Below are 18,574 nucleotides of genomic sequence, written 5' to 3' on the forward strand. Positions count from 1 at the left end.
TCCCCCGCTGGGGGAAGGTTGGGATGGGGGCACGCGGCCTTCAAGGCTGCGCGGCGTTGGAGGCCGCGAGCCCCCACCCCTGCCCTCCCCCAGCGGGGGAGGGAGACATTCAGGTCACTTGCTCAAGTCGACCTTGTAGACCGAGCGGCCCTTGCCGCTTCCGTCATCCGCCGTCAGCAGCGAGATGTTCATGAGCCCCGCATCCGTCGCGGCGCTCAGTTGCCCCTGCCCCGACGTGATCGTCACGTTCCCCGCTGTCGTCACCTTCGTGAAGCGCCAGCTGCGCGCCGCGCCGTTGGCCGCGCGGGTGATGGTCTTCTTCGCCTTGATGTACGCGATCAGCACGTCGCGGTTGGCATCGGGCGAGGCGTAGATCGTCGCGCGGCCGTCCAGCGCCGGAATGAAGCTCGCACCGCTGGTCGCACGGTAGTTGTTCGTGGCGATGACGAACTCCTTCGCCGCGTCGATGGGCGCGCCCAGGTACATGAGGTTCTTGATGCGGCTGCCCACGGCCTGCGTGACGTCGATTTCGTACTGCATGTCGGGCGTGGTGAACATGTCGAAGTTGTAGCCCGGGAACGTGCTGATCAGCGCCTGGTCGGTCGCGAGGGCCGGGTCGATGGTGTTGAAGCGCTTGGCCGCGGCTTCGAGCCAGCCCTTGATCTCGGCGCCCGTCACCTTCACCGCATACACCGTGTTCGGGTACAGGTACAGGTCGGCGGCGCTGAAGATCGCGAGGTTGCCCACGGCCACGTCGGTGTAGTCGCGCCCGCCTTCGAAGCCCGACTTGAAGGGCGCGCTCACCGACAGCACCGGCAGGCTCGCGTACTGCGGCAGGTTGGCCTGGACATAGGTCTTCACGTAGTCGGCCTGCGCCTGGTTCACGATCTGGATCGCGCCCGGGTCGCCCACGTCGGCGAAGAAGGTGTTCATGCGGAAATCGGTGGTGCCGACCGGCGTCTTCACGTAGTCGATCGCGGCCTGATGCTGCGTGTCGACCAGCGGCGCCACGCTCGGGTCGGCGTCGACATACACGGCCTTGCCCTGGCTGTCCTTGCCGGTTTGCGTGGAGCGCGCCTCGACCAGCGTCTTGCTCTTGTCCACGCCCCAGGCCTTGCCGTCCCACACGAGTTCGAGCTTCACGAGGCCCAGCGCCTTGCCCCACGAGCTGGACATCACGGCCGGCACGCCGTTGACGGTGCCGGCGGCGTTGTCGACGCCGGCCTGCGTGTAGCCGGGCTTGGCGCCGCGGTCGGGGAACAGGCCGTGCTGGTGGCCCATCATCAGCACGTCGATGCCGGGCACCTTCGACAGGTACAGGCCCGGGCTTTCCATGGTCGGCGAGTACGGCGAGCCGTCGAGCCCGCCGTGCTGCAGCGCGACGACGATGTCCGCGCCCTTCTCGCGCAACTCGGGCACGTAGCGCTTCGCGGCTTCGACCGCGCCTTCGGTGCGCAGCTTGCCTTCGAGAAAGCGCTTGTCCCAGTTCATGATGCCGGGCGTGGTGAAGCCGATCACACCGACCTTCACCGGCACCGTCACGCTCTTGCCGTCAGGCGCCGTCGCGGTGAACTGCTTGGTGACGATGGTGTACGGCGCCACCAGCGGCTTGCCGCTCTTGAGGCTGTGCACGTTGGCCACGACCATCGGGAAGCTCGGTCCCGCGCACTTCTTGCTGCCGTCCACGCCTTCGACATCGAGGCCGCCACCGAGCACCTGGTTGAGGAAGTCCAGGCCGTAGTTGAACTCGTGGTTGCCCAGCGTGCCGGCGTCGTAACCGGTGGCGTTCATCACCTTGTACATCGACAGCGGCTGCGTGCACGGGATGCGGCTGATCAGCGCCTCGTAGTCGGCCAGCGCGGTGCCCTGGATGGTGTCGCCGTTGTCGAACAGCATCGTGTTCGCGAACTCCTTGCGCGCGGCGTTGATGAGCGTCGCCGTGCGCTCGTAGCCGTACGACTTGTCTTCGGCGAGCTTGAAGTAGTCGTAGCTGCGAACGTTGAAGTGCAGGTCGGTCGTTTCGAGCAGCGCGACCGTGGTGCGCGTGCCGGCAGCCACGGGCGCCGGCGCAGGTGGCGGAACGATCGGCGGGAAGGCGGTGCCGCCCCCGTTGCCGCCGCCACAGGCGGTGAGCGCGGCGGCCAAGACGGCGGCACAGGTGGACATGGGGGCGAGGCGCGCAAGCGACGCAGCCACTGCGTTGTTCATCGAGAGGTCTCCCTACGGATATGAGGAAGACCAGTCTCCGAAAGCAGGGTGACAGACCGGTGAATCCGGGCCCGCCGTGCAGCGCCGTTGCGACAGCAGTTATGCCAGGTGATTCTTTAGTGGTACCGCCGCATCCGCCACCGCTTCGGGCGCCGGGCTGCGACCCGCTTCGAGCAGCTTGCGGCTCATCATGTGATCGACCGGCGCGTTCACCGATTCGACGCACACGAGCTGGCTGTCGACGTAGTGGAACAGCGAGAACGCCTCGGGTTTCGGCCCCGCGCGGCGCACGCTCACCAGGCCCGGCGTGCCTTCGGCCGGCATGAGGCCCGCCATCTGCAGCCGCAGGCCGCCCTGGTCGGACCAGAACCACGCGACCGCGTCGTGATCGCGTGCGGCGCCGGTCAGCGTGGCCACGGCGGTGCGCGCCTGGTCGTTCGCGTTCTGCACCGATTCGAGCCGCAGCGCGCGGCCCGCGCGGCGGTCGGGGAAGCGCGTGCAGTCGCCCACCGCGAGCACGTCGGCCGCGCTGGTCTGCATGTGGCCGTCGACCACGATGCCGTCGGCGCACTCGATGCCCGCGGCTTGTGCGAGCGCGGTCTCTGGCACGGCGCCGATGCCCAGCAGCAGCAGGTCGATCGGCTGCTTCGTGCCGTTGACTTCAACCGACACGAGCCGGTCGCCCACGACTTCGAAGGCGCCGGTCTGCGCGCCCAGCACGATGTCGATGCCGGCCGCGCGGTGCGTGGCCAGCACGTGCGCCGACAGCTCGGGCGACACCGCGCGGCCCAGGAGGCGCGGCGCGCATTCGATCACCTGCACGCGCTTGCCCAGCGCCTGCGCGGTGGCCGCCACTTCGAGGCCGATGAAACCACCGCCCAGCACGGTGACCTGCTGCGCCTCCGCCAGCCGCGTGCGCAGGCGATGCGCCTCGTCGGCGGCACGCAGGCTCGCGACGTTTTCCAGGCCCGGCTGCAGGCCAGGCATCTGGCGCGCGCGCGTGCCGGTGGCCAGCACCAGGCGCTCCCACGGCAGCACCGCGCCCGAGCGCAGCGTGACGGTGTGCGCCTCACGGTCGATGGCCACGGCGGCGTCGCCCAGGTGCAGCGTGATGCCCGCTTCGCGGTACCAGTCGGCGGCCTTGTGCGGCTGCGTGGTTTCTTCGGCGCTCTTGAGAAAAGCCTTCGACAGCGGCGGGCGGTGGTAAGGCTCGCAGGCCTCTTCGCAGACCAGGTGCACGCGCGCGCCCTGCCCGGCTTCCGCCAGGCCCGCGCAGAGCTGGGCCGCGGCGTGGCCGCCGCCGATGATGACGATGGAATTCATGGAGAACAGTCTTTCGGGAATCGTTGTCTGGTCACTCACCGCGGTTGCGCATCCAGTCCGCGGTTTTGAAGAAGGAGTCGCGCAACCTTGCGCGCAGGTCTTCAGGCACACCGGTCTCGCCCATCGCCTGGTCCATGCAGGCCAGCCACTGGTCGCGCTCCTTGATGCCGATGCTGTGGCCGCCGATGGCCTGCGGCAGGTGCCGCGCGCGCAGCATCGGGTGGCCGAAGCGGTCGGTGTAGTGGGCGGGGCCGCCGAGCCAGCCGCACAGGAACCAGAAGAGGCGCTGGCGCGCGTTGTCCAGGTCGGTGCCGTGCACGGCGCGCAGTTGCGCGTAGGCCGGCTCGAGGTCCATCAGGTCGTAGAAGCGCTCGACCAGCGCCTCCACCTTCGGCTCGCCGCCGATCCACTCGAAGGGCGTGCCGGCGGGCGGTTTGTCTTGAATCTGCATGGGCGGGAGTATCCCCTCGGGACGCTCTAGAGTTGGATCAGATCGGGAATGCCCACATCGGTGCTCACGTCGGCCGTGTAGTCCACGCCGTCGACGGCGAAGCCGAACAGGCGCAGGAACTCGGTCTTGTAGCCCGCGAAATCGGTCAGCTCGTTGAGGTTCTCGCCAGTCACCTGCGGCCACAGTTCCTGCACGCGCGCCTGCACCTGCGGTGCCAGTTCCTTGTAGTCGGCGCGCAGGCGGCCTTCGCCGTCCAGGTGCGGCGTGGCGCCGTACAGGCTGTCGGCGTACAGGCCGTGCACCTGCTCGATGCAGCCCTCGTGCGTGCCTTCGGCCTTCATCACCTTGAACAGCAGCGACAGGTACAGCGGCATCATCGGAATGGCCGAGCTGGCCTGCGTGACCACCGCCTTCAGCACCGACACGCGCGCGTCGCCGCCCTTGGCCGCCAGCTGTGCGCGGATGTCCAGCACCTTCTCGTCCAGATCCTTCTTGGCGGCGCCGATGGAGCCGTTCCAGTAGATGTCGTGGGTGATCTGCTCGCCCAGGTACGTGAAGGCCGTGGTCTTGGCGCCGTCGGCCAGCACGCCGGCTTGTTGCAGCGCGTCGATCCACATCTGCCAGTCTTCGCCGCCCATGACGGCGACGGTGTTGTCGATTTCTTCCTGCGTGGCGGGCTCGAGCACCGACTCCTTCACGGCCCCGCTGTCGGTGTCCAGGCCGCGCAGCGTCACGGCCTTGCCGATGGGTTTGAGCACGGAGTTGAAGACCTGGCCCGTCTTCGGGTGCGTGCGGCGCGGCGCGGCCAGGCTGTAGACCACGAGGTCGACCTGGCCGAGGTCGGCGCGGATCGTCTCGATGGTCTGCTGCTTCACCGCGTCGGAAAAGCCGTCGCCGTTGATGCTCTTGGCGTAGCGCCCTTCGGCCGTGGCGGCGCGATGGAACGCGGCGGTGTTGTACCAACCGGGCGAGCCGGGCTTGGTCGCGCTGCCCGCGCGTTCGAAGAACACGCCCAGCGTGTCGGCGCCGCAGCCGAAGGCCGCGGTGATGCGCGCGGCCAGGCCGTAGCCGGTGGAGGCGCCGATCACCAGCACGCGCTTCGGGCCGCCCGCGATGGGGGGCTTGGCTTTGACGTAGTCGATCTGTTGCCGGACATTGGCTTCGCAGCCCACGGGATGGGTGGTGACGCAGATGAAGCCGCGCACGCGGGGTTGGATGATCATGAAAAGCTCGCTCGGTAAGACATTCGGGGGGACGGCGGCAGGGCACGTCGCGGCGCCGCGAATTTAACCCAGCCGGCAACAGGCCGATTCATCAGCCCCATATGCATATGTCGATTGACGATTTAATAATCTTGGGTTTTATTGATATGGTTCCGGCCTGAATTTCACTCTGGAGAGAGGACGATCCCACCATGCGCCACACCCTGCTTGCCGCGGCCCTTGCCGCTTCCGCCCTGCTGACCGGCGTTGCCGCCCATGCGGACCAGCTCGCCGACATCAAGAAAAAGGGCGAACTCGTGGTCGGCGTGCTAGGCACCGACGAGCCCGCCACCTTCATCGATCCGAAGACGCGCCAGATCGTCGGCTACGAGGTCGACCTGGTGAACGCCATTGCGAAAAAGATCGGCGTGAAGCCGGTGCTCAAGCAGATCGCCGTGGCCGCGCGCATTCCCGAGCTGCAGCAGGGCCACGTCGACCTGGTGGCCGCCGGCCTCACGCACAACAAGGAGCGCGAGGCGCAGATCGACTTCTCGCTCACCACCTTCGTCACCGGCCAGAAGGCCGTCGTGAAGAAGACCAGCGGCATCACCGACGTGCCGCAGCTCGGCGGCAAGAAGGTGCTGACCATCCGCGGCGGCACGCAGGAACCCAACATCCGCAAGGCCGTGCCCACCGCCGAGGTCGTGACCTTCGACACCAGCCAGCAGGCCTTCCAGGCGCTGCAACAGGGCAAGGGCGTGGGCTACGTGGACGACGAGGCCGCGCTGCTGCGCAGCTACGCCAAGCTGGGCCCGCAGAAGGCGCAGTACGTGGTGCTCAAGCAGAACCTGAGCACCGAGTCGCTGGCCATCGGCATCAAGAAGGGCGAGAGCGGCCTGAAGGCCGTGGTGGACGACACGCTGCGCGAACTCGAGAAGTCGGGCGAAGCGCAGAAGATCTTCATCAAGTGGTACGGCCCGAACACGGCGTCGGGCTTCCAGACGCGCGACTTCAAGCTCGAGACCGACAAGATCGACTGACCGGTCTTTTGACTTTCTCCTTCCCCTTCCGGGGGAAGGCCGGGATGGGGGCCAGCGGCCCTTGAGCCACCGCGGCGCCTCGATCGCCGCCGTGCCCCCACCCCTACCCTCCCCCAGCGGGGGAGGGAGAAGATTCCCCTCGCGACGGTGATACTGTCGCCCCCCATGCCCCTGTTCGACTATTCGCTGCTGCTCACCGGCCAGTACCACGACATGCTGGTCGCGGGCCTGTGGCTGTCGCTGCAGCTGCTTGCGGTCTCGCTCGTCTTTGCGCTGCCGCTGGCGCTGGTGGTGGCGCTGCTGCGGCTCTCGCCGCTCGCACCGCTGCGCTGGCTCGGCTTTGCGTACGTCGAATCGATCCGCAACATCCCGCTGCTGGCCCACATGCTCTTCTGGTATTTCGGCGCGCCCGAGCTGCTGCCCGAAGGCATCAAGACCTGGCTCTACGAAGGCCACATCGAGGCCTACAGCGCGATCGTCGCGCTGTCGCTGTACACGGCGGCCTTCATGGCCGAGGACATCCGCAGCGGCATCCGCTCGATCCCGGCCGTGCAGTTCGAGGCCGGCCGCGCGCTGGGCTTCAGCTTCCTGGCCACCATGCGCCGCGTGGTGCTGCCGCAGGCGCTGCGCGTGACCGTGCCGCCGCTCATCTCGCAGACGCTGAGCCTGTGGAAGAACACCTCGATCGCCACCGTGATCGGCGTGGCCGAGCTGATGTACCAGGCCGGGCAGGTGGAAAGCGCGACCTTCCGCAGCTTCGAGTCGTTCGCGTTCGCGAGTGCGGCGTACCTGACGGTGTCGCTGGCCATCACCGGATTGGCCACCTGGTACCACCACCGCTTCCCGGTGCGGACCATCTGAAGGCGGTGCGCTGATGTTCGAAATCATCAACGACTACTGGGTCTACTTCCTTATCGGGCAGTATCCGAACGGCCCGCTCGGCGGGCTGGTGCTCACGCTGCTGCTGGCCTCGTGCGGGCTGGTGCTCGCGCTGCCGCTGGGCATCGTGCTGGGCCTGGCGCGCGTGAGCCCGTGGCGCTGCGTGCGCTGGCCCGTCACGGCGCTGGTGTTCGTGGTGCGCGGCCTGCCGCTGTTGATGGTGATCTTCTGGGCCTACTTCTTCCTGCCCAGCGTCACGGGCGTGAAGACCGACCAGTTCACCACCATGCTGATCGCGCTCGTCATCTTCGATGCCGCCTACCTCGCCGAGATCGTGCGCGCCGGCATCCAGGGCCTGCCGCGCGGGCAGATGGAAACCGCGCGCGCGCTCGGCCTGAGCTACATCGGCGCGATGCGCCTCGTGGTGCTGCCGCAGGCGCTGCGCAGCATGCTGCCCTCGCTGGTGAACCAGTTCGTCTCGACCATCAAGGAGACCTCGCTGGGCTACATCATCGGGCTGGCCGAGGTGTCGTTCATTGCCACGCAGATCAACACGCAGGTGTTCACCAAGCCGGCGCAGATCTACCTGATCCTGGGCCTGACCTACTTCATCCTGTGCTTCGGCCTCTCGCGCTTCGCCTACTGGCTGGAGCGCCGGCTCGCGCGCCGCGGCCTTCCCGCCGCGACCCTCAAGGTGCCCGCATGATCGAACTCCAACAAGTCAACAAGTGGTACGGCAGCTACCACGCACTGGTCGACGTGACCGAAACCATCCACAAGGGCGAGGTGGTCGTGGTGTGCGGGCCCTCGGGCTCGGGCAAGTCGACGCTGATCCGCACCTTCAACCGGCTGGAGCCGATCCAGTCGGGCCGCATCACGCTCGACGGGCAGGACATCCACGCGCCCGGCCTGGACGTGAACGCGTTTCGCTCGCGCATCGGCTTCGTCTTTCAGCAGTTCAACCTGTTCCCGCACCTCAGCGTGCTGCAGAACTGCACCATGGCGCCGATGCAGCTGCACGGCCTCTCGCGCAAGGATGCCGACGCGCGCGCGATGGCACTGCTGGAGCGCGTGGGCCTCGCGAACAAGGCCAATGCGTGGCCCGGCGAGCTGTCGGGTGGTCAGCAGCAGCGCGTGGCCATTGCGCGCGCACTCGCCATGAAGCCGCCGCTGATGCTGTTCGACGAGCCCACCAGCGCGCTCGACCCCGAGATGGTCGGCGAGGTGCTGCTGGTGATGCGCGACCTCACACGCGACGGCATGACCATGGTCTGCGTGACGCACGAGATGGGCTTCGCGCGCGAGGTGGCCGACCGCGTGCTCTTCATGGACCAGGGCCAGGTGCTGGAACGCGCCACGCCCGATGATTTCTTCAACCGCCCGCAGCACCCGCGCGCGCAGCAGTTCCTGTCCGACATCCGTTCGCCTTTTTCGAGAGACGCATGACCGACTCCTCCCTTCCCCTCATCGACGTCGCCCCGCTCGTGGCCGGCACGCCCGAACGCGCACGCGTGGCGGCGCAGATCGGCGACGCCTGCCGCGCGCACGGTTTCTTCTACGTCACGGGCCACGGCGTCGACCCCGCGCTGATCCAACGGCTCGAAGACCTGAGCCACCAGTTCTTCGACCTGCCCGAGGAAACCAAGATGCAATGGCGCATGGCCCTGGGCGGCCGCGCCTGGCGCGGCTTCTTCCCGCGCGGCGGCGAGCTGACCTCGGGCCGCCCCGACTGGAAGGAAGGCCTCTACCTGGGCACCGAGCTGCCCGCCGACCACCCGCTGGTGCAGGCGAAGACGCCGGTGCACGGCCCGAATCTCTTTCCCGATGTGCCGGACTTTCGCGAGACCATCCTCGCGTACATGGACGCCGTCACGCAGCTGGGCCACCGGCTGATGGAAGGCATCGCGCTGAGCCTCGGCCTGCCCGCGAACTACTTCGCCGAACGCTACACGGGGGACCCGCTGATCCTGTTCCGCCTCTTCAACTACCCGACGCAGGCCGTGCCCGAAGGGCTGGACGTGCAATGGGGCGTGGGCGAACACACCGACTACGGCCTGCTCACGATCCTGCACCAGGACACCGTGGGCGGCCTCGCAGTGCACACGCCGGGCGGCTGGATCGACGCGCCACCGGTGCCCGGCGCCTTCGTCTGCAACATCGGCGACATGCTCGACCGCATGACCGGCGGGCTCTACAAGTCGACGCCGCACCGCGTGAAGCGCAACACCTCGGGCCGCGACCGGTTGTCGTTCCCGCTGTTCTTCGACCCGAACTTCGACGCCCGCGTGCAGCGCATCGAAGGCCTGGCCGGTGCCGACGCACTCGACGACAGCGCCGAACGCTGGGACCGCGCGAACGTGCACGCCTTCAGCGGCCGCTATGGCGACTACCTGCTGGCCAAGGTGTCGAAGGTGTTCCCGCAACTGCGCAACGAAGTGCTCTGAGGCGAACCGGCGAGGGTCGCTGAACGCGCCCTCCCCACTGCAGACATCCGCATCCGCATCGAGATCGGCCCCGCGCGGCCGGGCTTGGCGCTGCCATTCACTTTCATGAAATGGCAAGCAAGTGGCGATATCGAGCCATTTTCAACACTGAATCGGCCATGAAGAATCCGCCGCGTCGCCGTCCATCCGGCCTGCGGCCAACGATTCCAACCCATCCATCTCATGACGATTCAAAAATTCACCCAGCAAAGCTTGCAGGATTTCGCTCTCACCGTCGGTGCGCACGACCCGAGCCGCGGGAGCCAGAAATTCTCGATGCCTGAACGGGAGCCGCTGGAGTTCGGCGTCTGGGAGAGCGACGTCGGCACCTTCGCGCGCGCCACGCCCAAGGGCGAGCTGATGTTCATCCTGTCCGGCGCGGCCACGTTCACCGAAACCGATGGACCCACGCTGAGCTTCGGTGCGGGCGATCTCCTGGTGGTTCCGCCGAACACGCAGGGCGTCTGGGTGGTGTCCGAGAAGCTGCGCAAGGTCTATGTGATGGCATGAGGACTCGAATCGCCATGACCTCTCACACCTCTCCGCTTCTTGGCCTGAACGACCCGAGCCTGCTCCAGCGCGACGCGCTCATCGATGGCCAGTGGGTCGTTGGCCACAGCCGCTTCGACGTCGCCGATCCGGCCACGGGCCTCAAGCTCGCCGACGTGCCCAATCTCGGCGCTGCCGATGCCGAACTGGCGATCGCGGCCGCCGACAGGGCCTGGCCCGCCTGGCGTGCCACCACCGGCAAGCAGCGCCACGCCATCCTGCTGAAGTGGTTCGAACTGCTGATGGCCCACCAGGACGATCTGGCCCGCATCCTGACCGCCGAGCAAGGCAAGCCCTTCGCCGAGGCCAAGGGTGAAGTGGCGTATGCCGCCAGCTTCGTCGAATGGTTCGCCGAAGAGGCGAAGCGGGTCAACGGCGAAACCTTGCCGCAGTTCGACAACAACCGCCGCTTGATGGTCCTGAAGCAGGCCGTGGGCGTCTGTGCCGCCATCACGCCCTGGAATTTCCCGCTGGCCATGATCACGCGCAAGGTCGCGCCGGCCCTGGCCGCCGGGTGTCCGGTCATCGTCAAGCCTTCGGAATTGACCCCGCTGACGGCGCTGGCTGCCGTTGAACTGGCGGTGCGCGCCGGTGTGCCGTCCGGGGTCATCAATGTCCTGACGGCCGACAGCGGCAACAGCATCGCGGTCGGCAAGACGCTGTGCGCTTCGGATGTGGTGCGCCACATCAGCTTCACGGGCTCCACGGAAGTCGGCCGCATCCTGATGGCGCAAAGCGCGCCCACGGTAAAGAAGATGTCGTTGGAGCTGGGCGGCAACGCGCCCTTCATCGTGTTCGACGACGCCGACCTCGATTCCGCGGTGGAAGGCGCCCTGGCCAGCAAGTTCCGCAATGCCGGCCAGACCTGTGTGTGCGCCAACCGCCTCTATGTGCAGGACGCGGTCTACGACGCCTTCGTCGAGAAGTTCGCGGCGAAGGTCAGTGCGCTGAAGGTCGGCAATGGCTTCGAGGAGGGCGTGGTGCAGGGCCCGCTCATCGAGCCGGCCGCTGTCGCGAAAGTCCAGAGCCACCTGGATGACGCGGTGTCCAAGGGCGCGCGCATCGTGGCAGGCGGCAAGGCCCTGGGCGGGCAGTTCTTTGAACCGACCGTCGTCGCCGATGCCACGCCAGAGATGCAGTGCGCGCGCGAAGAAACCTTCGGTCCCTTTGCGCCCATCTTCCGGTTCTGCGAGGAACAGGAAGCGATCGATGCCGCGAACCACACGGAGTTCGGCCTGGCGAGCTACTTCTATACCCGCGACGTCGGCCGCATCTTCCGGGTGGCGGAAGCGCTGGAATACGGCATGGTCGGCATCAACGCCGGCGTCATCGCCACCGAGCACGTCCCGTTCGGCGGCGTGAAGCAGTCAGGGCTCGGCCGCGAGGGTTCGCACCACGGCATCGACGACTACCTCGAGCTGAAGTTCCTGTGCCTCGGCGACATCCAGCAGTCCAGGAAGTAGACGAAGAATCGACTGAGGGCGCCGACCCTCAGTCGACGCTGCGCGCTGAGCTGGTGAGGGAGCGCGCGCACAACAGAAGCGCAGGCGCTAGCTTGCGCTCGGCCTCCTCCATGGTCCAGCGGCTGGTCGGCGCCACCACGTGCACCGAGGCCACGGGCCGGCCCTGGCTGCCCAGCACCGGCGCGGCAATGGTCATGTCGCCGAGGAACAGTTCTTCTTCGTTCGTGGCGTAGCCGCGTGCACGCGCCACGCGCAGGGCGTCCATGATCTCGTCGACGTCGGTGCGCGTGCGCGTGGTGTGGGCCACGCGATCCGAGGCCTCGATGCGCGCACGCGCTTCGTCTTCGGGCAGCGCACTCAGGTAGGCACGGCCCGACGCGGTGCAGTACATGGGCACGCGACTGCCGATGGGCATGTGCACCGGCACGAACTGCGCGCTCACGAAGCGCGCCACGTAGACCATGTCGAGCCCGTCGGCCTCGGTGAGGCAGGTGGTCTCGGTCGTGACCTTGGTGAGCTCCGACAGGAAGGGCGTGGCCACGTCGATCAGCGCATGGGCCGAGAGGTAGTTGAAGCCGATCTCCATCACGCGGGGCGTGAGCTGGTAGCGCCGCGTCTTCGGGTGCTTGCGCAGGTAGCCGAGCTTTTCGAGCGTGAACACCATGCGCTGCGCCGAGCTCTTGGTGATGTCGGTGGCGGCGGCCACGTCGGCCAGCGTCATCGTGCGGCGGCTGGCGCTGAAGGCGCACAGCACGGCCAGGCCTTTTTCCAGCGACTGGTTGAACAGAAGGCTGGGGCTGTCGTCCTGCGGAACGGCGGATTCGAGGGAGGCGTCCATGGATTCGAGTATAGCGGGAAGACTCAATCGAATCGCATATCGATTCTTAAAACGCGACTAGTGGTTTTCATTAATTGATCAGAGATTTAAAACAATCGATTATTGGCACGAATGCTGCATCGGTTCCGGTCTCTCTTTTCCATCCTTTCACCTTCCTCTTCCTCAGGAGTGCTCTCATGAAACGAGTCGTTCGTCACCTTCATCGCCTGGCCACGGGCCTGACACTGGCCGCCAGCGTCGGGCTGGCCTGTGCCCAGGGCGCGGCACCCGCCGCCACTCCCGCACCGGCGAGCTACAACGTGGGCGCCACAGCCACGGGCGTGCCGTTCACCTTCCTGGACGTGAAGACGAACTCGATCCAGGGAATGATGGTCGACACCGTCACGGCCGTCGGCAAGGCGGGCGGCTTCAGCGTGAACGTGCAGCAGACGGTGTTCTCGGCGCTGATTCCCTCGCTCACGGCGCGCAAGGTCGACATCATTTCGGCCGCCATGCTGAAGACGCCCGCGCGCCAGGAGGTGGTCGACTTCAGCGACCCCGTGTATTCCTACGGCGAAGGCCTGATCGTGAAGGACAGCGACACGCGCCCCTATGTGTCGCTCGACGAACTCAAAGGCGAGGTGGTCGGCGCGCAGGTGGGCACCGTGTTCCTGGACATGCTCAACAAGAAGAGCATCTTCAAGGAGGTGCGCAGCTACGACTCGGTGGCCGACATGACGCGCGACCTGTCGCTGGGCCGCATCAAGGCCGGCCTGGGCGACCAGCCCGTCATCGCCTACCAGCTGCGCCAGGCCGCTTTCAACGGCGTCAAGCTGGTGCAGAGCTACAAGTCCGTGAACGTGGGCGACGTGTGCTTGGTGGTGCGCAAGGGCGACACGCAGACGCTCGAGCGCCTGAACAAGGCCATCGCCAAGGTCAAGGCCGACGGCACGCTGGCCGCCATCGTGGGCAAGTGGGGCATCTGAGATGAGCAGCTTCCTGCAGAACGCGCAGGAGTTCCTGCCCATCCTGCTGCAGGGCGCGGTGGTCACGGTGCAGGTCACCGTGCTGTCGTTCCTGCTGAGCAGTGCCCTCGGGCTGGCGTTTGCGCTGATGAAGCTGTCGCCGGTGCGGGCGCTGTCGATCACGGCCGACGTGGTCATCAACGTGATCCGCGGGCTGCCGATCATCGTGCAGCTGTTCTACATCTACTTCGTGCTGCCCGAGTTCGGCGTCGAGCTCACGGCGTTCCAGGCCGGCGTGATCGGGCTGGGCATTGCCTACTCGGCCTACCAGGCGGAGAACTTCCGCGCCGGCATCGAGGCGGTCGACCCGGGCCAGCGCGAAGCGGCGCAGGCCATGGGCATGCGCTCGATGCTGATCATGCGCCGCGTGATCCTGCCGCAGGCCTTTCGCATCGCGCTGCCGCCCTACGGCAACACGCTCGTGATGATGCTGAAGGACTCGTCGCTGGTGTCCACCATCACCGTGGCCGAGATGACGCGCGCGGGCCAGCTCATCGCCTCGTCCACCTTCCAGAACATGACCGTCTACACGCTCGTCGCCCTGCTCTACCTGCTCATGAGCCTGCCGCTGGTGTGGGGCCTGCGCCGGCTCGAGAAGCGCTTTGCCGCCGGGAGAAAAAAACCATGATCGACGTCCGCGGACTCGAAAAGAACTTCGGCGCGCACCGCGTGCTGCAGGGCGTGAGCCTGCACGTGGACGCGGGCGAGGTGGTGTGCCTGATCGGCCCGTCGGGCTCGGGCAAGTCGACGGTGCTTCGCTGCATCAACGGGCTGGAGTCTTACGAAGGCGGCGAGGTGCGCGCCTTCGGCGAGCGCGTCGACCGCGCCGCGCCCACCATCCATCGGCTGCGCAGCCGCATGGGCATGGTGTTCCAGCGCTTCAACCTGTTCCCGCACCGCACGGTGCTGGAGAACGTGATGGAAGGCCCCGTCTTCGTGCAGAAGCGCCCGCCCGCGCAAGCCCGCGAAGAAGCGCTCGCGCTGCTGGCCAAGGTCGGCCTGGCCGAGAAGGCGCAGGCCTGGCCCGCGCAACTGTCGGGCGGACAGCAGCAGCGCGTGGCCATTGCGCGCGCCCTGGCCATGAAGCCCGAGGCGATGCTGTTCGACGAGCCCACCTCGGCGCTCGACCCCGAGCTGGTCGGCGATGTGCTGGGCGTGATGCGCGCGCTGGCCGACGAAGGCATGACGATGATCGTCGTCACGCACGAGATGGGTTTTGCGCGCGAGGTGGCCGACCGCGTGTGCTTCCTGCACAGCGGCAGCATCGTCGAGGAAGGCCCGGCCGCGCAGGTGCTCGGCGCGCCGAGTCATGCGCGCACGCAAGACTTTTTGCGCCGCGTGCTGCATCCGTCGGCGGGCGCGGCGGCATGAATGCCATCGCCATGCCGCCTTCGCTGTGGGCCGCCACCGCGCCGGCCGCGTCGCCCACGCCGCCGCTGACCGAATCGCGCCATGCCGACGTGCTGGTCGTGGGCGCCGGCTTCACCGGCCTGAGCGCCGCGCTGCACCTGGCCGAAGCGGGCGCGCGCGTGTGCGTGCTCGAAGCCGGCGAGCCCGGCTGGGGCGCCTCGGGGCGCAACGGCGGGCAGGTGAACCCCTCGCTCAAGCACGACCCCGACGACCTCGTGCGGCTTTACGGCTCGGCGCGCGCCGAGCCGCTCATCGAGGCCGTGTCGCACTCCGCCGACCTGGTGTTCGACCTCATCGCGCGCCATGGCATCGACTGCCAGCCCGTGCGCAACGGCTGGCTGCAGGTGGCCTATTCACCGAAGCACGTCGGCGGGCTGCACGCACGCGCACGGCAATGGGAGCGTCGCGGCGTGCCCACGCGCATGCTCGATCGCGCCGAGGTCGCCGCACGCCTGGGCACGCAGGCCTTCGCGGGCGGCTGGCTCGACGGGCGCGCGGGCGGCATCCAGCCGCTGGCCTACACGCGCGGGCTGGTGCGAGCCGCCCAGCAAGCGGGCGTGGCGGTGCACGGTGGCAGTGCGGTCACGGCGCTGGCGCGCCAGGGCGCGCACTGGCACGCCACCACGGCCAGCGGCGCCACCGTGACAGCCGACCAGGTGCTGCTGGCCACCAACGGCTACACCGGCGCGCTGTGGCCGACGCTGTCGCGCACCGTGCTGGCCGCCAACAGCTTCATCGTCGCGACCGAGCCGCTGTCGGGCCGCGAAGCCGACGCCATCCTGCGAGGCGGCGAGACGGCCTCGACCTCGCAGCGCCTGCTGCTGTACTTCCGCAAGGACGCGCAGGGCCGGTTGCTCATGGGCGGGCGCGGCCACTTCGCCGATCCGACGGGCCCCGCCGATTTCGCACACCTGGAGCGCTCGCTCGAACTGCTGTTTCCGCAGCTGGGCCCATTGCGCTACCAGTACCGATGGGCCGGCCGCATCGCGGTCACGCGCGACTTCATGCCGCACGTGCACACGCCCGCGCCGGGCCTGACGATCGCGCTGGGCTACAACGGACGCGGCATCGCACTGGCCACGAGCGTGGGCAAGCACGTGGCCGCGCGCATGGCCGATGCGCGCGCGCCGTTTCCGTACCCGGTGACGCCGCTGCAGCCGATTCCACTGCACGGGCTGCAGCGCTTCTACATCGGCGGCGGTGTGGCCTGGTACAGCCTGCTCGACCGGCTGGCCTGAGCACACGCACGCACGCGCCTGAACTGAACACGCCAGCCGATCGCTGGCGTCCCCCATCAAGCGCTCTCACGGCCTTCAGTGCAGCGTTCTGGGGTCAGAAGGGGAGCGACCTCGAGGGCCGTTTCGAGCGCGCGATGGCCCGGTGACGAACCCCGGGTGCGGCCTGTTCACGCAGAACCGCCCGGACGGTGGGCGAAGAAGAACGGGTTACGACGGAAACCAGCGCGCCACATGCGGCACCGCATCGTGCAGCGAATCGAGCACCTGGAACGCCTGCGCGACGATCGCCTCGGGCGGGTGCTTGAGGTCGGGCACCACCACCACGCGCATCCCGGCGGCCAGTGCGGCCTTGGCGCCGTTCTCGCTGTCTTCGAAGGCGACGCAATCCGCAGGGTCCACACCCAGGCGCTCGGCCGCGAGGCGGTACAGCGCCGGGTCGGGCTTGGCGCGCGCGACCTCGTCGCCGCCCGCGAAGGCCTCGAAGTGATGGAGCACATCGAGGCTCCCGAGGCAGGCAGCGATCTGGCCGCGCGTGGACGACGAAGCGACCGCGCAGCGCGTGCCGCGTCCGCGCAAGGCGGTGAGCAACTCGGCCGCGCCGGGCTTGATGGGAAAGAGCGGCCGGACGTCACCTGCCAGGCGTTCCAGCTGCAGCGCGGCGGTCACTTGCGCCGCCGCGTGCTGGTAGGCGGCGACGCCGCCGAGCAGCGCCGCAAGGATCTGCTTGGACTCGCCCATGGCCAGCCCCACGCATTGCAGGTACTGGGCGTGCGAAAGCTCGACATCGAGCGTGCGGGCCGCGGCGATCCAGGCGGCCATGATGGGGCGCTCGGAATCGATCAGCAGCCCATCCATGTCAAAAATGGCGGCGGTGAACATCGAGGCGAATCCTAAGCGAGCCGCGCAGCGGCCATGAAAAAAGGGGCCATCGCAGGCTGTGTAAATAGTCAGCAGGCCGCTTGATCGAGATGCCCCGCGAGAGCGGGGCATTTTTCATTGGGGCGAGCAAACGCCCAAGGGCCTCAGCCCCTGAGCGCCTGGTGCATCCAGGGCGCTCCCTTCATGTTGAACACCCGCTTGAGGTTGTAGGCCATCACCGCCAAGCTGAACTCCGCGCGCGCTCCACTGGTATGCCTCATCAGCAACCGGGCATTGCCCAGAATGAGGTGTTTGATACTGGCAAAGGGGTGTTCCACCGTCTGGCGCCTGAGCCCCATCATCCAGGGCTGAGCGGCCAGCCTGCTTGCATTGGCTTCGAGCGCCTCTTCGTACAGGTGGCGCGAGACGAAGCGCTGGCGCGCCGTGGTGCATTTGAGTTTCTGGGCACAGCCCGCGCAATCGCTCGGCTGTGCTGCATAGACCACCATCTTGTCCTTGCGCGAGAGCTGCTTGCGCTTTAGGGCACTGCCCGCCGGGCAGGTGAAGCTGTCGCTGGCCGGGTCATAGACGAAGGCGCTGCGCTGGTACAGGCTGCCGCCGCCCTGGTGGTTCACCGAACGCTCGCCCGCCACGTAGCTGGTGATGCCCTGGGCGTCCAAGGCTGCAATGTGCTCCCCATTGGCATAGCCCGCATCGGCCACCACCGAGCAGGGCTGCTGCAGCACCGGCTGGCCGCCTCGGCCATGGGCTGCAACTGGCGCTGATCGTTCACCTCGCAGACCACCTCATGCGCCACGATCAGGTGGCTTTGCGTCTCCACCGCCGTTTGCAGGTTGTAGCCCGGCTGGCTGTTCAGGCTACGCATCGGGCGTGCTTCGGGCTCACCGCACACGACGGTGCTCGCGTCGCTGCGCAGGAGTTGCTGGGCTTGGTTGGCGATGGCTCGCCCTGGGCCTTCAGTCGTTCCAAGGCCGCGCGCACTTCATCGGGCGTACCAGGACCATCGCCGGGCCCATCACCGCCCTGGTCATCCTCGCCGTCCCGGCTGTCCAGCAACCGCAGATAAGCCGCGATCTCCTGCGCGTTGCGCTGTGCCTGTGCGGCCAGCTCACGCTGGCCCACCACCGCCTTGCGCGAGGCCACTGCCTGCACCTTGGAGCCATCAATGGCCACTGTCGATCCACGGATCACCCGGCTGGCCCGCGCGAACTGCACGAAGGCCGCACAACTGGCCACCAGGGCCGCCGTGTTCTGGCGCCTGAACTCGGCGATGGTCTTGTGATCCGGGGCTAGGCGCCCCAGCAGCCACATGCACTCCACGTTGCGGTGGCACTCGCGCTCCAGGGCCCGCGAGGAACGGATCGCGCTCAGGTAGCCCCAGATGTACAGCCGCAGCAGATCGCCCGGGTCGTAGGGCGGTGTTCCCAGTCGCTGCGCCTGCGCCTTGGCAAAGCCCAGCGCCTTCAGATCCAGCGCCTGCACCCAGGCGTCCACCACCCGAACCAGTGCGTCCTGGCCCACCAGCTCATCGAGCATCAGTGGGAACAACGTCGCCTGTCCCCGCGCCTGTCCGTGTCTATGTCCCATTGGTCAGCCTCCAATGAAAA

The 18,574-nt window shown here is 67.6% G+C and carries 19 protein-coding genes; 11 read left to right on the plus strand and 8 right to left on the minus strand.

The genetic code is table 11. From position 1 onward, the window contains the following. Positions 1-114 precede the first annotated feature (114 nt). From IG196_RS23405 to fabV, 4 genes are all read right to left on the minus strand, one after another. On the minus strand, positions 115-2,166 hold the full coding sequence (locus tag IG196_RS23405) for a bifunctional 2',3'-cyclic-nucleotide 2'-phosphodiesterase/3'-nucleotidase (protein ID WP_412556394.1): 2,052 nt from the start codon (positions 2,164-2,166) through the stop codon (positions 115-117). Positions 2,167-2,307: 141 nt separating this feature from the next. After that, positions 2,308-3,531: an NAD(P)/FAD-dependent oxidoreductase gene (locus tag IG196_RS23410; RefSeq protein WP_192193220.1), complete on the minus strand. Its 1,224-nt coding sequence runs from the start codon at positions 3,529-3,531 to the stop codon at positions 2,308-2,310. Positions 3,532-3,562: 31 nt separating this feature from the next. Continuing rightward, positions 3,563-3,982, minus strand: coding sequence for a group II truncated hemoglobin (locus tag IG196_RS23415; RefSeq protein WP_159274896.1), 420 nt, complete (start codon positions 3,980-3,982; stop codon positions 3,563-3,565). A 26-nt stretch (positions 3,983-4,008) separates the two neighbouring features. Continuing rightward, complete coding sequence (gene fabV, locus IG196_RS23420; RefSeq protein WP_192193221.1) at positions 4,009-5,205, minus strand: enoyl-ACP reductase FabV; 1,197 nt, start codon at positions 5,203-5,205, stop codon at positions 4,009-4,011. Between the two features lie 191 nt (positions 5,206-5,396). On the opposite strand from fabV, the gene IG196_RS23425 reads away from it, so the two are divergent. The 7 genes from IG196_RS23425 (at position 5,397) to IG196_RS23455 (ending at position 11,598) form a co-directional block, all read left to right on the plus strand. Further along, positions 5,397-6,224 (plus strand): ABC transporter substrate-binding protein, encoded by an 828-nt coding sequence (locus IG196_RS23425; RefSeq protein ID WP_099792087.1) that lies wholly within the window; start codon positions 5,397-5,399, stop codon positions 6,222-6,224. Positions 6,225-6,389: 165 nt separating this feature from the next. Continuing rightward, positions 6,390-7,085 carry an amino acid ABC transporter permease gene (locus IG196_RS23430; protein WP_099792089.1) on the plus strand — a complete coding sequence of 232 codons (696 nt, stop codon included), beginning with the start codon at positions 6,390-6,392 and terminating at the stop codon, positions 7,083-7,085. A 13-nt stretch (positions 7,086-7,098) separates the two neighbouring features. Then, the gene (locus IG196_RS23435) at positions 7,099-7,809 is read left to right on the plus strand and encodes an amino acid ABC transporter permease (RefSeq protein ID WP_192193222.1); all 711 of its coding nucleotides are present in this window, start codon (positions 7,099-7,101) and stop codon (positions 7,807-7,809) included. Next, positions 7,806-8,549 (plus strand): amino acid ABC transporter ATP-binding protein, encoded by a 744-nt coding sequence (locus IG196_RS23440; RefSeq protein ID WP_192193223.1) that lies wholly within the window; start codon positions 7,806-7,808, stop codon positions 8,547-8,549. Before IG196_RS23435 ends, IG196_RS23440 begins: the two co-directional genes overlap by 4 nt. Continuing rightward, positions 8,546-9,547 carry an isopenicillin N synthase family dioxygenase gene (locus tag IG196_RS23445; RefSeq protein WP_192193224.1) on the plus strand — a complete coding sequence of 334 codons (1,002 nt, stop codon included), beginning with the start codon at positions 8,546-8,548 and terminating at the stop codon, positions 9,545-9,547. Before IG196_RS23440 ends, IG196_RS23445 begins: the two co-directional genes overlap by 4 nt. Positions 9,548-9,862: 315 nt before the next feature. Further along, complete coding sequence (locus IG196_RS23450; RefSeq protein ID WP_192193225.1) at positions 9,863-10,096, plus strand: cupin domain-containing protein; 234 nt, start codon at positions 9,863-9,865, stop codon at positions 10,094-10,096. A 14-nt stretch (positions 10,097-10,110) separates the two neighbouring features. Next, positions 10,111-11,598, plus strand: a complete 1,488-nt coding sequence (locus tag IG196_RS23455) for an NAD-dependent succinate-semialdehyde dehydrogenase (protein ID WP_192193226.1) — start codon at positions 10,111-10,113, stop codon at positions 11,596-11,598. A gap of 28 nt (positions 11,599-11,626) precedes the next feature. On the opposite strand, the gene IG196_RS23460 is transcribed toward IG196_RS23455, so the two are convergent. Further along, positions 11,627-12,436 (minus strand): IclR family transcriptional regulator, encoded by an 810-nt coding sequence (locus IG196_RS23460; RefSeq protein WP_192193227.1) that lies wholly within the window; start codon positions 12,434-12,436, stop codon positions 11,627-11,629. Between the two features lie 176 nt (positions 12,437-12,612). Here IG196_RS23460 and IG196_RS23465 point away from each other — a divergent pair, with 176 nt between their 5' ends. From IG196_RS23465 to IG196_RS23480, 4 genes are read left to right on the plus strand one after another with little or no spacing between them, the layout of a single operon-like run. Then, positions 12,613-13,401: an ABC transporter substrate-binding protein gene (locus IG196_RS23465; RefSeq protein ID WP_192193228.1), complete on the plus strand. Its 789-nt coding sequence runs from the start codon at positions 12,613-12,615 to the stop codon at positions 13,399-13,401. Between the two features lies 1 nt (position 13,402). Continuing rightward, entirely contained in the window at positions 13,403-14,068 is a 666-nt protein-coding gene (locus IG196_RS23470) for an amino acid ABC transporter permease (protein ID WP_192193229.1), read from the plus strand. After that, entirely contained in the window at positions 14,065-14,811 is a 747-nt protein-coding gene (locus IG196_RS23475) for an amino acid ABC transporter ATP-binding protein (RefSeq protein ID WP_192193230.1), read from the plus strand. Before IG196_RS23470 ends, IG196_RS23475 begins: the two co-directional genes overlap by 4 nt. Further along, positions 14,808-16,088 (plus strand): NAD(P)/FAD-dependent oxidoreductase, encoded by a 1,281-nt coding sequence (locus IG196_RS23480; RefSeq protein ID WP_192193231.1) that lies wholly within the window; start codon positions 14,808-14,810, stop codon positions 16,086-16,088. The genes IG196_RS23475 and IG196_RS23480 overlap by 4 nt, the downstream gene beginning before the upstream one ends. 207 nt (positions 16,089-16,295) lie before the next feature. On the opposite strand, the gene IG196_RS23485 is transcribed toward IG196_RS23480, so the two are convergent. From IG196_RS23485 to IG196_RS23495, 3 genes are all read right to left on the minus strand, one after another. After that, positions 16,296-16,967 (minus strand): HAD family hydrolase, encoded by a 672-nt coding sequence (locus IG196_RS23485; protein WP_192193232.1) that lies wholly within the window; start codon positions 16,965-16,967, stop codon positions 16,296-16,298. 143 nt (positions 16,968-17,110) lie between these two features. Beyond that, positions 17,111-17,692, minus strand: coding sequence for a transposase (locus IG196_RS23490; RefSeq protein ID WP_192193233.1), 582 nt, complete (start codon positions 17,690-17,692; stop codon positions 17,111-17,113). Between the two features lie 127 nt (positions 17,693-17,819). Beyond that, complete coding sequence (locus IG196_RS23495; protein WP_192193234.1) at positions 17,820-18,503, minus strand: transposase; 684 nt, start codon at positions 18,501-18,503, stop codon at positions 17,820-17,822. Positions 18,504-18,574 lie beyond the last annotated feature (71 nt).

It is taken from the genome of Variovorax sp. 38R (genome assembly GCF_014843395.1).
Classification (GTDB): domain Bacteria; phylum Pseudomonadota; class Gammaproteobacteria; order Burkholderiales; family Burkholderiaceae_C; genus Variovorax; species Variovorax paradoxus_H.